This window comes from Acetivibrio straminisolvens JCM 21531 (genome assembly GCF_000521465.1).
In the GTDB taxonomy this organism is placed as follows: domain Bacteria; phylum Bacillota; class Clostridia; order Acetivibrionales; family Acetivibrionaceae; genus Hungateiclostridium; species Hungateiclostridium straminisolvens.
The window spans coordinates 1-13,931 of sequence record NZ_BAVR01000081.1 but is presented as its reverse complement, the minus strand read 5'-3'; the positions used below and the strand labels follow the sequence as shown (position 1 = coordinate 13,931).

The window sequence follows — 13,931 nt, the reverse complement described above, 5'->3', positions numbered from 1 at the left end:
ATGTCATGTCAGTCCTACCATTTTCTGTTTTCTGACATGTTTTTACTCTCAAGGAAACAATTTGTTGCCATTTTTTCAATAAACCAACACCAAATAGCTTCTATTTTTATTAAAATTATAAGCATCAAATCAACATTAATATTGCATTAAAAATCCCCTCCAGATGGAAGGTTTTAATCCGGAGGGGATTTTTATTATGCTGCCGGTTTTTTTATACTTTAGTTGTTAGTTTTGAGGGCATACCGGAAAATGATCTATTTTGTCTTTGGAATGTGAGTTTATATATGACACATCAAGGGCAGTTATAATTTGATCGCCATCTACATCTGCCGCAGCCAATTGTCTAAGAGTCAAATTAACAATATTAAGAACAGCATTGGTAACTATTTGCTTGTCATTTGATGTTACCAACTGATCTCCGTCAAGATCCCCATAATAAACAGTATAAAACTGGCCTGCAGGAAAAGAGGATATATTTCTTAGAACGTAGTCTTTAAGCATGTTATAATCCTGAATTGTTACAGAATTATCATAGTCTACGTCTGCAGCAACAAACTGTAATAAACTAGTAAACGGTTGCCCATGATTGACATAACGTCCCAAAATTGTAACGTCTAAAGCGTCAATTAAACCATCCAGGTTTACATCACCGATAATTACCGTTTCATTACATTGATGTGCTGCATTTACTACCATAGAGCCGCCTAATACTACTATAACAATACCTAAAACTACCGTTAATAATGCAATTTTATTTTTCATATATATTCTCCTCCCTTTCTCGTTTGTTTTTTAGTTTTTTATTGAAAGCCGGCCGACTATCAATCAAAACTGAAATTTCATTATTTGCGCCCGAAATACAGAACAGTTTATGTGTCTAAGATTATTATATATTCAAAAATTTAGCATGTCATGCTAATTGCACCGTCTTCTATATTCTGACATGTTTTTTTATATCACGAAGACAATTTGCTGCAATTTTTTCAATAAAGCGACACTTAATATGATAGTTTAGTCAAATTATGAAGCAAGTTATATATTCCCATACTTTTGTAAATAATATATTAATGCTTAAAGGTACTGAAAATACGATAAAAAGCTTATTTGTTAAAGGAGTTTATCAATTAGATGACAACCATTGGAATACCCAAAGGATTATTTTACTTTGAACACCATTTGCTCTGGGAAAACTTTTTTTACAATTTGGGTTGTAATGTGGAAGTATCCGACGATACCAATAAAGAAATTTTAGACTGCGGCGTAAAATACTGCAGCAATGAAACTTGTCTGCCCGTAAAAGTTTTTCACGGACATGTGTATAGTCTCAAAAACAAGGCGGATTATATATTTATACCCAGATACACAAGCATTGATAAAAATGAATATACCTGCCCTAAATTTTGCGGTCTTCCCGATATGACGCTGCTGAATTTAAAAAGGCAGGTTAAAGTATTGGAAGTTAAAATAAATGTGGATGCAAAACCCGAAGAGACATTCAAAAGCCTTCGAGAGATTGGCAAAACCCTAAAAATTCGCTATTTGGATGTGGTTGAGGCTTTTAAAGCTGCACTAAAAATTTATGACAGCAGCAGAAGAAATACCGGAATATTTGAGAACCTGCTAAGTAGCGGCATAGACAAGACTGCAATTTCCTTATTGGGACATCCGTACATGATTTACGACAGTTATCTAAATATGAAACTGATTGACAAACTTAGAGCACGAAACATAACCGTCTTTACTCCACGGGACATTGACCATGATACCAAGAGGAAAAAGGCCTATCCTTTGAGGGAAAAATCTTCTGGGACATAGGGTTTGAGCTTCTCGGAAGCGCTTTTACTTTTGCTTCATCTCCGGCTATTAAGGGTATGATATACCTTACTCCTTTTGCTTGCGGGGTTGACGCTTTTGTTTTGGAGTTTATCGAAAGGCGGCTTAAAGAACAGTACAACATGCCTCTTCTAAAGCTTACCGTTGACGAGCATACGGGAGAAGCGGGATTTGACACAAGACTGGAAGCATTTTTAGATATGATAGGGTGATTATATGAAAATTACATTTCCGCATATGGGAGATTCATATATACCTGTTAAGGTGCTGCTGGAAACTGCAGGAATTGATTATGTTATGCCCCCGATTTCCGACAGAAGTCTATTAGAGCAGGGAATATTGCACTCACCTGAGTTTGCCTGTCTTCCCTTCAAGACAATAATGGGCGATTTTATTTACGGCATTGAGAACGGAGCAGATATGATACTTTTTGGCGGCGGCAGCGGCCAATGCAGATTCGGTTATTTTGGAAAACTTCAGGCCGAAATATTAAAAAGCATCGGGTATAATGTGAATTTTATTTATCTTGACCTTAGCAATATTTCTGTGAAAGAAGTGCTGGAAAAAATAAGGCCTCTTACAGAAGGAAAGAGTAAGTTTGAACTTATAAAGGCAATATTTTATGCGATTAAGACCGTTTTTACGGTTGACAGGATAAACAAGCTGGCAAGGTTCACAAGATGCAGGGAGATAAACAAGGGAGAAACGGACAGAATTATGTCCAAGTTTCATAATGACATCCAGAAGGAATGGGGGTATAAAAACATAAACAAGATAATTCGTTCCACCGCAAAACAACTGCGAAAAATGCCCCTGGACAAAAAGTACCGGCCGATTAGGATTTCCCTTGTGGGTGAAATATACGTTGCCGCCCATCCCAGTATAAATTTTGAGATAGAAAGAAAGCTCGGCAACATGGGTGTTGAGGTATATAATACTATGGGCATGAGCTTCTGGATTAAAGAGCATTTTATAAAGAAGCTTTTACCATTTAAAATTAAAAACAAGAACCATGAAGCGGGAAAGGAATTTATGAATACCGATGATATCGGCGGCCACGGTCTTAGCTCCATAGGTGCCTCCATAAGAAGTGCCAAAAAGGGATTTGACGGCGTTGTCCATATATATCCCTTCACCTGCATGCCTGAAATAATTGCCCAAAGCACCTTTAGCGAAGTGCAAAAGAAATACGATATTCCAATTATCACGCTTATAATTGATGAAATGACCGGTGAAGCAGGCTATATGACGAGCTTGAGGCCTTTGTGGATATGATTAAAATGCGTAGAAAACTATCATTTTCCCCAATGCCAAGATTTTTCCCGCAAAAAATTTAAAATTTTTTATAAAAACGCTAAAGTACTTTCACTTTTTATTCGATATTATTCGTGTACAAATTAATACTCCCCTATAAAACCCGTTACATTTTCCCTTCTTAATTGAAATGTACGGGCTTTTTTTGCGCATTTTAGCCCTTCCCCCATCGTGGTTATTCTTAAATTACATTTCAAAATAACAATATTGTCATTTAGTTGTAAACTTTGTTGAAAAAACATTTAATTTTCAAGAAAATCCTAGTAATATACCATTATTAATGGTAGTATAGTGTTATAATTTGTATCCTTCTATAATTTCATAGATAATTATTTTTTAAATCAATAACTTGAAGTAGGTGTTGACTATGAGTCAGGTAGGCAATACACTAAAAATGTATATGTTATTGCAGAAAAACGGGAAAATGAAGATTCGAGAAATCGCTTCAATGCTCGAAACTGACGAAAGGACAGTAAGAAGATACCGGGATGAACTTGAATACGCAGGAATATATATAGACTCCGAGCGAGGAAAATACGGTGGGTATACCCTTAGAAACAGTAACTTTCTTTTAAATCTTGACATCTCCGAAAAAGAGCAATATTCCCTTCAGCTTGTTGAAAGGTATCTTAAAGACTCACAGCATATTGCTGCCAAAGATGTTTCCAGCCTTGTTATAAAAATCAATGCTGCAAATTCAATCAAAAGCGATGCTCAGATCAACCTTTACAATCATATGGCAAAGGAAATCATCTCAAATACTAATCCCGATTTCGAACGCAAAAAGTTTTTGGACATCCATGAAGCAGTTCTTTTAAGAAGGAAGGTCCGAATTGACTATACTTCTTTAAATTCCGGCAGAAAAACCAGAATAGTACGACCCTATGCCACTCTGGAGTACAAAAATGACTTATATTTTATAGGCTTTTGCGAATCAAAAGAAAAAATACTGGATTTTAAAATCTGCCGAATCAATGATTATGAAATATTGAACGAAACTTTCGAAAAGGACGAAAGCTTTAGCCTTAAAAAAAGCATGGAAAACTGCATCGGTATTTATAAAGGTAAGGAATATAATATCAAGTTAAAAATAAGGTACCCTATGTCACAAATTATCAAGGAGAAAATCTGGGTAAGCAATCAGGTGATAACTGAATTAGAGGATAAATCCATTATTTTTGAAGCTAAAATGAGAGGGCTTACGGAAATAAAAACATGGATTCTAGGTATGGGAGCCAATGTAACTGTGTTAGAACCTGATGAAGTTGCAGAAAAAATAAAAAATGAAATAAATAAAATGAGAAAATTGTATATGTGCTGATATATGTCCTAAATACCATATAAAATTATAATTAGATTGAATTAATGGAAGGGGGTGACATCAGTGAGACTAAAATGTGACTTTACAGCCGAAAAGCTTCCAATCTCCCACAACATGATGTTTGTAAGTCTGATAAAAGAAGCTTTAAAGAAATCCGATTCGGAGTATTTTAATAAGCTTTATACTTTTAACGGAAAGTCAAACAAAAAGAGCAAGAACTTCTGCTTTTCCGTTAAAATGAAAGGCTTTGAAGTAGACGGTGATATTGTAAACATTAAGGATGGGATTTCATTGTTAATAAGCTCTCCGGACGCAGAATTCATCCTGTATCTTTATAATGGCCTTTTAAAGATTCATGAGTTTAACTATAAGGATTTTTCCATTAACAGAACACGAATTTCCATGATGAAAGAAAAAAGCATAGATTCAAGGGAAGTAATATTTAAAACCCTGTCACCGATTTGCGTCAAAAACAATCGCAACTATTTTTTGAAAATTGATGATGAAAACTATGAGGATGAGCTTAACTATATCGCAGGAAAAGTTCTTGAAAACTATAGGGGTACTGGATTGGAAGAAAGGCTTGTTTTTCAAAATGTGAAAATGAAAAATGTTATTGTCAGACAGGATATTAGAGAGTTTGAAGAAAACTCCGGAAGAAATTATCTTTATGTGAATTCTTATGAGGGAATTTTTAAACTGTGTGGGAGCACAAGAGATCTACAGGATTTGTATTCTTTGGGGCTTGGTTTTAAGAGAAACCAGGGCTTTGGAATGTTAGAGATAGTTTATTAATAAAGGGGGTGAGGAAAATTTCTAAGCTAAGATTTTACCGCTCTGGAGAAATTGTCAGAGACCTCGGTATTGTTTATTTTTACACTATACTTCAGGAAATGAAGTCGTATTACAATAAAGATTACGAGATAACTTTGACGGATAATTTCTTGGAGTTTGTATGCGATGACTACTCTGAAGTTTATCAGTACATAATTAATGTAAAAGTGTTTGAAAATTTTATGAAAGGCGTTAAAGCTGAACTACAAAAAAAGAAAATAAACGAAGATTTTTTCCGAGATGTTAATATTGGTAACTTTATAGAAATGGTCGCTTCTTTAGATCAGCTTAATACAACAGAAAAAGAAAAGCTCAAAAATAGTTTTAAATCAAAATACATGCCTTACATAAGAAATAGTCCCAAATACGGTGCAAATTCACAGAGTGAAAAAAACTTTCATAAAAACTTTAATGAGCTCGTAAGATTGGTTTTTGAATTGAATGGAAAAGAATTGGAAGATCAAATTGAAATACTCGACAAGTACAAATCAAGCGGAGATATTTGCTGTATTTGTCATAGCGTTTACTCAACAAAATTTGATATTTCACACAAGTCAGAGCAGAAAACAAGGGAAGTTTCCAAATATAACTATATGTTTATGGGTGCCGAAAATAGCACTTTCAATAATTATGGAAATGCTCAAAGCTCAGTATGTTTTGTCTGTGAATTCTTCAACTTGATGTTTTTACTGTATTTCAGCTTAGTGCAACCTAGAACTATATCTTATGTGGATTCCTTACAAAATATTTATTTCTTTAATCAAAAGATTAATAATTTATTAAAACTTTATAATGATCAAGGATTTTATAAAAAATTGAGTCAATACAATGCAAAAAACATTCGGTTATATTCAATCAAATCAGACCCTAATAAAGGTCTTATATTAAAAATGGAGCAAGTACTAAAGTATGACGAGTTTATAAAACAAATAGAACTATATCATATAATAAATCAATTATCTATTTCTTCAGATGCATCTGCAAATATGCAAGAATTAAAAAGATTGGTTATTAGCAGAAATTATAAAGTTTTAAAAGACATCTTTATTTCAATAGTTCTGTACTTTGACAGAAAAGAAGGTAAACGCACATTGAACATCACAAGAACTGTATCTAATATCAGACTTTTATTAGAAATGTTAAAAATAGAATACGGCGAGGAGGGAAAAAATTGGCCAAAGATTATAAAACATTCTTTGATGCAGGCAAAAAATTGGGAAGCAAAATTCCAAATGAAGCAAAGAATACTTTGGGGTTTAAACTCATTCAAATGCTAAAAGTGGATAATAGAGACGGTATTATAAAACTATTATATCACCATTTTATAGCGAACAATATTGCCATCCCTGTATATTTCAGCAAAGGAATATTGGATGTAGATGACAGCGTAGAACTGACATACAACGTTGGTGTATTTTTAGAAGGATTGTTTATTAATCAAAAAGAGGAGGAAAGAAAATGAGTATGAATAGAGTAAGTGGAATAACATTGACAATTTTAACCGAAAGTCCAATTGCGCTTTCAAATGATCAAGGTGCAGGCAATTATTCACCAATTAAAAAATACTTTTATAAAGATGGAATTCATTCTATGACAAGTGTAGGTACAGTTACTTACGAATTAAGAAAGAAACTAATAAAAGAATATGGCTGGACCGCAAGCAACATTGTTATAAAGAATAAAAACTTGTATCCTAAAAAAGAAAATATTGAATCCACGGAGTTAAACGGAATTGAAAATGATGTATTTGGTTTTTTGGTTCCAGATAAGCAAATTAACAAAACCTCTCCGCTACGAGTAATTCCTTTTCTTTCAGTAAACACTTTTAAATCAGATACTCAAACTGTAACCAATAGAGGATTTTTAAATTCCGATTTGGGACGTGAATATTTCGATGAAAAGGGAAATGCCATTGGTATAGATGAAGTTCCAACCACACAAGCATTGGCCTTTGAAGAAATTTTCGGTGATTATTACTACTATACAATAACAATTGAGTTGGACAGAATAGGAGTAGTAGAAGTTGATAATGACAAATATCTTGAGCCTGGAAATAGAAAATACATGTCGAAAGAACTTAGAAAGAAAATAATTTCAGATCTTATTGATGCAATACTAAGCTTTACTCGCGATATAAAACATCAAAAAATACACCTAAAACCGTTAGCTGTTTTTGGAGGTGCTTTTAAAAGTCCGATACCGTATTTTTGGAATGATGTCTGTATCGATTCAAAAGGAAACCTGATAATGGATTATGTTTATGAAACTATTAAGGGGTATGAACTTAACAGCGAAAATTACGTTATAGCTGTATCATCACGTCTTCCTATAACATACAAAAATAGCAATTTTGAAAACAGCATGGTTATTGATAAGATTCCTCAAGAAGCAGTAAAAAAACTTGTTAATAAGTTGGATATTAGTGATGATAATTATTGGTACTTGAACACGGAGGAGCAAAAATGATAAACAACGTGCTCAAAATGGACATATATCAACCCTTTGCACATTATAGGGAACCTAAAATAATGGAAGATGATTTTATACCAACTTTACATTTGCCAACTGCCACTACCGTTGCAGGCCTTATATCATATTTAGTTGACAGACATGCTACATCCGTTTTTAGAATCGGTATTGTAGGAACTTACAAAAATAAGGATATTCATTTTATGCGAGGGGAATACGGTAGTTATTGGAATAAAATGACAGCATTCCACAAAAAGATGATCAAAGAAAAAATTCCTTACAGCGAATATGCTGTTTTCTTTAAAGACAAAGAAGTCGGTAATAGAATAATGAATTTTGAAGTACTACAAGATGTTAATCTAACGATCTTTATACACACCGAAGATACAGAAGAATATAAAATAATAAAACAAGCATTGGAAAGTCCAACAAAATACCTATCCTTAGGGAGAAAAGAAGATTTCTTTGTACCCCAAAAGAAAGGATGCCTTGTTCAAGAAGTATCGGTAGAAGAAGTTGAAGTAAAAAGTAAAAAACAAGCTATTATGCAGGATTTGAGCATAAAAAATACTTACATTCCAGTATCACTAAACAGTAATGATGAAGAGATGGAAAACAGGCTTAGAAGCGGCGTATTGTATGCATTGCCGAAGACTTATAAGGACTTAACTGCAGAAAAAAAGGATAGGCAAATGGTATACGCGCACTATGTTTATATTGACAACAACGGTTATTATCCTTCCAGCGGGAAAGTACAAGTCTATAGGGACGAGGAAGCAAAAGAAGCAACAACATTTCTATGGCTCTAGAGAAAGCGAGGTGTAAAAACATGAAAAATGCTAATATCATGGCAAAGTCAAGTAATTTTCTCGAAGGAATAAATAAGCAGAAATTGACGGAACATATATCCGATTTACTTGAAGCTTACGAAAAAATTAAATCTGAAGCAAACTTTGAAAACATTATGTCTGGGTTTGCAGAATATTTAAAAATTATATGTATTCTGCATGACCTAGGCAAAATCAATGTAAAGTTCCAACAAAAAATTGAAATAGCCAATAGAATTGACGAAGAAAAACTGAAAGATCCCGAAAATTCAAAAGACAATCCAGAGATTAAGAGGCTATGGAATATATTCAATTCTATTAAAGACGAACGACACAACTTATTGTCAGGAGCATTTCTAGAATACTTCTTTAGCAAATTATCAGTTTGTGAGGATTTGAGAAATGTTCTATACAAATCCATCTTCTATCACCATGGAAGCTACGAAAAATACATGGGAAAGTCTTTTGCTGTAATTGAAAAGTCAGTCTTTGAAGACATCGAAAAAGGAATATTATTATCCGATGAATTTGATAAAACTGAAATAGAAGAGTATCTCTCCGAAAAATTAGGTTTCGATGTTCAATTTAAAGACGATAACATTCTAGACTATGATTTCTTAAAATATTTAGATGAAAACTTCGGCGAAAACAACGACAACAGAAAACTTTATATCCTATTAAAAGGATTCCTCAATTTAATTGACCACTTAGCTTCAAGTCAGGAAAAAGACATAGAATACTATTTACCCATAACGTCAGAAAAACTTGATTCCCTGTTAATTTCATACTTATCTTCAAAATGTCAAAGAAAAGGAAAAAAGATAGATAAAATTGAATTCAATCAGTTGCAAAAACGGACAAAAGATTTGGAACACAGTAATATAGTTACTATAGCTTTTACCGGTGCCGGGAAAACCATTGCCGATTATAGATGGTATGGCAAAAGGAAAATTTTCCTGGTACCGAATAAAATATCCGGCGAAAGTTTCTTTTTCGATGCTGTTGAAATATTGGGCACTGAAGATTATGTTGGATTATTACACGGAGATATTTCCCTATATGTTGAAAACTTTCGCCAAAGCATCAAAGGAGAAGATATATTCTTTACATCCCGTGACAAAACATTAGCAAAAAACTTTGCAAAGCCATATATAATCTCTACTGTTGACCAAATATTGCTTGCAATCTTTAAATATCCAGGATATGAAAAAGTATTTGCCAGTATTTATGGAAGTCATATAACAGTAGATGAAGTCCATTTGCTAACTCCCCGTATGTTTTTAATATTAATGTATTTTGTAGAGTTTGCAGCTAAACATATGAATGCAAAATTTCATTTAATGACTGCAACAATGCCCGAAGCTTATCTCGAAAAACTTAACAGTATTTCTGTACCTTTCGAAAAGAGCAATGAAAATGAAGTTGTTGAAGAAAACAAAAAAATTAAGCTTTTGTTTTGCAAAGAAAAAGATTGGGTTGAAATAGTGTCTTCAAGTATAAAAAACGGGAAAAAAGTTTTGATAGTAAAGAATACAATCGACGAAGCAATAAAAACATATAAACAATTAGATTTCTTGTGCAAAAATGGTTTTGAAATTAACCTCTTACATAGCAGATTCAAGTTTAAGCATAAAAAGGATAAATATAGAGGAATTTTAAGCCAACAAGGTCATGTGTGGATATCTACAAATGGTTGAAATCTCTCTTGATCTGGATTTTGAAGTCATTATAAGCGATCTTGCACCTATGGATGCAATTATTCAACGTATGGGAAGATGTAATAGACATGACCATCGGGAATATGGGGAGTTTTATATATTTGACGAAGAAAATGAAGATGTATATAAAGAACAGCTAAAAAAAGTTACTAAAAAAATTTTGCAGCAACATAAAGGCAAAATATTATCAATGAAAGACAGAAAGCAGTTACTTGACTTTTACTATAAAGATGATTCAGTTGAAAAAGACTATATTAACGAATTTAAAGAATCAGAAAAAGAAATAATGGAAATATACGGATTGATAAATAGCTCAGAACTTAATGGTGAAAACATAATGTTCAAGTTTGACACATATCTAAATATCGTTGATTCTAAAATTGAAGCAAGTAAACTTTTTAGAAAAATTGATCAAAATGCAAAAGTGCTATTGGAAGAAGACTATTACAATTCAAAAGATAAACCTAATAAGAATAAAGAGTACAATATGTGCAGTATACAGATTAGTAAGGGAATGTTTTATAAATTGCAGAATTTGAATGCATTTTACGTAGAGGATGGCTTTTTAATTATCAAACAAGGCTTTTGCAAATATGATCAATTCGTTGGGTTGAGATTAAACAGCAAACAAGAATTAGAAGAATTAACTATTGGAAACATAATTTTATAACCTTTCATACTATTTGAAAAATACAAGGTGATAGTCATGAGCTTTGATTTCGAAAGCTTCAAAACCCAAGGCGTAAAAGTAAATTACTACTATGTATGCAAAAGAAAGCTCTGGCTTTTTTCCAAAGGCATAACCATGGAGCACTTAAGTGATAGAGTACTAAGCGGAAAAGTGCTCCATGAGACAGCCTATTCAAGGCAAAAAAACAGAGATATTGAAATTGATGACTTGGTAAAACTGGATATTGTAGATGGCGAGTTTGTCAGAGAAATAAAGTTAAGCAGTAAAATGTCAACCTCCCATAGAATGCAGCTTCTGTATTACCTTTATTATTTACATATGAGAGGCATTGAAAAGAAGGGTATTATAAATTATGTTAAAGAAAAAAGGCAGGAATTTGTTGAATTAAGTGATGCCGATAAAATAGAGCTTGAAAAAGCGCTTGTTGAAATAAAAAGCATTTGTAACATGGAAAAGCCTCCGCCTGTGGAAAAGAAGCCAATATGTAAAAAATGTTCATATTACGAGTTCTGCTTTGTAAAGGAGGTAGATGTTGATTTAGATGAGTAGAGAATATTATGTTTTAAATAATGGCAGATTTAAAAGAAAAGAAAATACTATTTATTTTGTAGATAGTACTGAATCAAACAGAGCGCTTCCAATTGAGCAAATTGACTGTATTCACATTTTTGGCGAAATAGATCTTAATACTAAATTTTTAAACTATATATCGGAATATTCAATAATATTGCATTTCTACAATTATTACGGTTTTTATACTGGTTCATTTTATCCCAGGAAAAAGAATATTTCAGGATTATTAACAGTAAAACAGTCTCAACATTATCTTCACAAAGAAAAGCGGCTTTATTTGGCTAAATGCTTTGTTCAAAGTGCAAAATACCATATAAAAAGAAACCTTAGGAATTATAAGGAAGTCGCTGACGACATATATGAGGATTTAGAAAAAGAGATTGTTGACAATGCGGTAGAAATCGATGAACTAATGGGAATGGAAGGAAGAATCAGGAATACTTACTATAGAGCATTTAATTTATTTTTAAAGCATGGTTTTGAAATGAGCAAAAGAGAGAAACGCCCTCCTACCGACCCAATAAACGCATTAATATCTTTTGGCAATAGTCTAATGTATACGACTGTCTTAGGGCAAATATATCATACGCAGTTAGATCCAGCTATAAGTTATTTGCATGAACCGTCAACCAAAAGATTTTCTCTTAGCTTGGATATAGCCGAAATTTTTAAGCCATTAATTGTTGACCCGGTAATATTTAATCTTATAAACAACAGAATCATTAATAAAGATGATTTTAATACAATAGATGGCATATGTATGTTGAATGACTCCGGTAGGCGGAAGTTTATCACCCAATACGAAAAAAAGCTTGCAGTAACTGTCCGGCATAGAAAGCTTAATAGAAATGTTTCTTATAAAAGTTTTATTAGGCTCGAATGCTATAAGCTTATTAAGTATTTTATTGATGATGAAATATATAAACCCTTGAAAGCGTGGTGGTAAATATATTTGTCGTATTAACATATGATGTCGAAGTAAAAAAAGTCAATAAGGTAAGGAAGTTACTAAAAAAGTATTTAGTGTGGACACAAAATTCTGTATTTGAAGGAGAAATCACAGAAGGCAAATTGCAAAAATGTCTAAGCCAAGTTGGTAAGATAATTGACAAAAATGAAGATTCGATATATATCTATATTGTAGAAAATCCCAAGAATATTGTAAAGAATAAACTTGGAAAAGAAAAAGCTCTAGACGAATTAATTTTATGATTTGCAGCAAACCATTTAATTTTACCAAGGTCTATAATGGCTTATAAATAGGCAGTATAAGGATTTATGGAATAAACTGAGAAACATTATTGGAAGTTTGCTGCAGTTTAATTATGTTGGAGAAATAATCAACTCTGTATAAGGCTTAAACAGAGGATTTTAGATTTGTGTAAAATTGGGTTATGCCTTAACTATGCGGGATGTAAAGTATTTTTCAACGACTTCCCTAAATTCTTCTACCGTTGTTATGCCTTAACTATGCGGGATGTAAAGGACAGAAAAGAAATGCTGCAAGAGGTTCACGATAAGTTATGCCTTAACTATGCGGGATGTAAAGGAACAAATGACTGAGATGGAGGCATGGCAACAAGTCAGTTATGCCTTAACTATGCGGGATGTAAAGGTGCTGGTAAAAGTAGGAGACGAATTAACAGAGCATGGTTATGCCTTAACTATGCGGGATGTAAAGTAGGCATGTGTTCCATGAAAGACATTGAGAATGTTGTTATGCCTTAACTATGCGGGATGTAAAGTATACCATAGACAATACTGTGCTGAAGATAGCGAAAGTTATGCCTTAACTATGCGGGATGTAAAGCTATTCATCACTATTAGAACGGTTAGAGGAACGGTTGTTATGCCTTAACTATGCGGGATGTAAAGAAATAGTTGTTGAAGCAGTAAAAGCTCTGATATGTGTTATGCCTTAACTATGCGGGATGTAAAGTATTTCAACACTGGCTATAGAGAAGCCAGCATCATGTTATGCCTTAACTATGCGGGATGTAAAGCTAAAAGAAGCAAGGAGAACAGGAATATATAAATAGGTTATGCCTTAACTATGCGGGATGTAAAGTTGCTATGCCTGTTGTCGTCACTCCTAGATCCTTAAGTTATGCCTTAACTATGCGGGATGTAAAGCAAGTACATAGATGGGCATTGTCGTTGGAATCCCACAAGTTATGCCTTAACTATGCGGGATGTAAAGGAGGAAATATAAGAAGTTTATCGAAAGAATGGAGGAAGTTATGCCTTAACTATGCGGGATGTAAAGAACATCAACCAGATGCATGGGTAAGGTTAGAAGATGTTATGCCTTAACTATGCGGGATGTAAAGGCACAGTTAGAAGACAAGCAA

At 33.2% G+C, this 13,931-nt stretch carries 15 protein-coding genes and 1 CRISPR repeat array; of the genes, 14 read left to right on the top strand and 1 reads right to left on the bottom strand.

Annotated elements, in window-relative coordinates:
• Positions 1–225 precede the first annotated feature (225 nt).
• Positions 226–696, bottom strand: a complete 471-nt coding sequence (locus JCM21531_RS15505) for a dockerin type I repeat-containing protein (RefSeq protein ID WP_243467814.1) — start codon at positions 694–696, stop codon at positions 226–228.
• A 432-nt stretch (positions 697–1,128) separates the two neighbouring features.
• Between JCM21531_RS15505 and JCM21531_RS15500 the strand changes: the two genes are divergently transcribed.
• From JCM21531_RS15500 to cas2, 14 genes are all read left to right on the top strand, one after another.
• Positions 1,129–1,815, top strand: a complete 687-nt coding sequence (locus JCM21531_RS15500; RefSeq protein WP_243467813.1) for an acyl-CoA dehydratase activase-related protein — start codon at positions 1,129–1,131, stop codon at positions 1,813–1,815.
• Between the two features lie 56 nt (positions 1,816–1,871).
• On the top strand, positions 1,872–2,045 hold the full coding sequence (locus JCM21531_RS22885) for a hypothetical protein (RefSeq protein ID WP_243467812.1): 174 nt from the start codon (positions 1,872–1,874) through the stop codon (positions 2,043–2,045).
• A gap of 4 nt (positions 2,046–2,049) precedes the next feature.
• Positions 2,050–3,108 (top strand): hypothetical protein, encoded by a 1,059-nt coding sequence (locus JCM21531_RS15495; protein WP_243467811.1) that lies wholly within the window; start codon positions 2,050–2,052, stop codon positions 3,106–3,108.
• 406 nt (positions 3,109–3,514) lie between these two features.
• On the top strand, positions 3,515–4,468 hold the full coding sequence (locus JCM21531_RS15490; RefSeq protein WP_054847142.1) for a helix-turn-helix transcriptional regulator: 954 nt from the start codon (positions 3,515–3,517) through the stop codon (positions 4,466–4,468).
• Between the two features lie 63 nt (positions 4,469–4,531).
• Positions 4,532–5,263 (top strand): CRISPR-associated endoribonuclease Cas6, encoded by a 732-nt coding sequence (gene cas6 / locus JCM21531_RS15485; RefSeq protein ID WP_038291197.1) that lies wholly within the window; start codon positions 4,532–4,534, stop codon positions 5,261–5,263.
• Positions 5,264–5,271: 8 nt separating this feature from the next.
• Positions 5,272–6,579 carry a hypothetical protein gene (locus tag JCM21531_RS15480; protein WP_038291196.1) on the top strand — a complete coding sequence of 436 codons (1,308 nt, stop codon included), beginning with the start codon at positions 5,272–5,274 and terminating at the stop codon, positions 6,577–6,579.
• The gene (locus JCM21531_RS15475) at positions 6,573–6,764 is read left to right on the top strand and encodes a hypothetical protein (RefSeq protein ID WP_038291195.1); all 192 of its coding nucleotides are present in this window, start codon (positions 6,573–6,575) and stop codon (positions 6,762–6,764) included. Before JCM21531_RS15480 ends, JCM21531_RS15475 begins: the two co-directional genes overlap by 7 nt.
• Positions 6,761–7,768 (top strand): type I-B CRISPR-associated protein Cas7/Cst2/DevR, encoded by a 1,008-nt coding sequence (cas7i, locus tag JCM21531_RS15470; protein WP_038291193.1) that lies wholly within the window; start codon positions 6,761–6,763, stop codon positions 7,766–7,768. Before JCM21531_RS15475 ends, cas7i begins: the two co-directional genes overlap by 4 nt.
• On the top strand, positions 7,765–8,580 hold the full coding sequence (gene cas5, locus JCM21531_RS15465; RefSeq protein WP_038291191.1) for a CRISPR-associated protein Cas5: 816 nt from the start codon (positions 7,765–7,767) through the stop codon (positions 8,578–8,580). The genes cas7i and cas5 overlap by 4 nt, the downstream gene beginning before the upstream one ends.
• Complete coding sequence (locus tag JCM21531_RS15460) at positions 8,571–10,295, top strand: CRISPR-associated helicase/endonuclease Cas3 (protein ID WP_094184826.1); 1,725 nt, start codon at positions 8,571–8,573, stop codon at positions 10,293–10,295. Before cas5 ends, JCM21531_RS15460 begins: the two co-directional genes overlap by 10 nt.
• Positions 10,288–10,986, top strand: coding sequence for a hypothetical protein (locus JCM21531_RS17985; RefSeq protein WP_054847140.1), 699 nt, complete (start codon positions 10,288–10,290; stop codon positions 10,984–10,986). Before JCM21531_RS15460 ends, JCM21531_RS17985 begins: the two co-directional genes overlap by 8 nt.
• 36 nt (positions 10,987–11,022) lie before the next feature.
• On the top strand, positions 11,023–11,556 hold the full coding sequence (cas4, locus tag JCM21531_RS15455) for a CRISPR-associated protein Cas4 (RefSeq protein WP_038291189.1): 534 nt from the start codon (positions 11,023–11,025) through the stop codon (positions 11,554–11,556).
• Positions 11,549–12,526, top strand: a complete 978-nt coding sequence (gene cas1b / locus JCM21531_RS15450; protein WP_038291188.1) for a type I-B CRISPR-associated endonuclease Cas1b — start codon at positions 11,549–11,551, stop codon at positions 12,524–12,526. Before cas4 ends, cas1b begins: the two co-directional genes overlap by 8 nt.
• A 2-nt stretch (positions 12,527–12,528) precedes the next feature.
• The gene (gene cas2 / locus JCM21531_RS15445; protein WP_038291200.1) at positions 12,529–12,792 is read left to right on the top strand and encodes a CRISPR-associated endonuclease Cas2; all 264 of its coding nucleotides are present in this window, start codon (positions 12,529–12,531) and stop codon (positions 12,790–12,792) included.
• A 179-nt stretch (positions 12,793–12,971) separates the two neighbouring features.
• Positions 12,972–13,910: direct repeats of the CRISPR family, unit length 29 nt; unit sequence GTTATGCCTTAACTATGCGGGATGTAAAG.
• Positions 13,911–13,931: the final 21 nt, after the last annotated feature.

Coding starts and splice junctions, on each gene's coding strand:
- cas5 (WP_038291191.1), top strand. CDS start 7,765: ATGATAAACAACGTGCTCAAAATGGACATATATCAACCCTTTGCACAT.
- JCM21531_RS22885 (WP_243467812.1), top strand. CDS start 1,872: ATGATATACCTTACTCCTTTTGCTTGCGGGGTTGACGCTTTTGTTTTG.
- JCM21531_RS15500 (WP_243467813.1), top strand. CDS start 1,129: ATGACAACCATTGGAATACCCAAAGGATTATTTTACTTTGAACACCAT.
- JCM21531_RS15505 (WP_243467814.1), bottom strand. CDS start 696: ATGGTAGTAAATGCAGCACATCAATGTAATGAAACGGTAATTATCGGT.
- JCM21531_RS15460 (WP_094184826.1), top strand. CDS start 8,571: ATGGCTCTAGAGAAAGCGAGGTGTAAAAACATGAAAAATGCTAATATC.
- JCM21531_RS15495 (WP_243467811.1), top strand. CDS start 2,050: ATGAAAATTACATTTCCGCATATGGGAGATTCATATATACCTGTTAAG.
- cas7i (WP_038291193.1), top strand. CDS start 6,761: ATGAGTATGAATAGAGTAAGTGGAATAACATTGACAATTTTAACCGAA.
- cas4 (WP_038291189.1), top strand. CDS start 11,023: ATGAGCTTTGATTTCGAAAGCTTCAAAACCCAAGGCGTAAAAGTAAAT.
- JCM21531_RS15490 (WP_054847142.1), top strand. CDS start 3,515: ATGAGTCAGGTAGGCAATACACTAAAAATGTATATGTTATTGCAGAAA.
- JCM21531_RS15475 (WP_038291195.1), top strand. CDS start 6,573: ATGCTAAAAGTGGATAATAGAGACGGTATTATAAAACTATTATATCAC.
- JCM21531_RS17985 (WP_054847140.1), top strand. CDS start 10,288: ATGGTTGAAATCTCTCTTGATCTGGATTTTGAAGTCATTATAAGCGAT.
- cas1b (WP_038291188.1), top strand. CDS start 11,549: ATGAGTAGAGAATATTATGTTTTAAATAATGGCAGATTTAAAAGAAAA.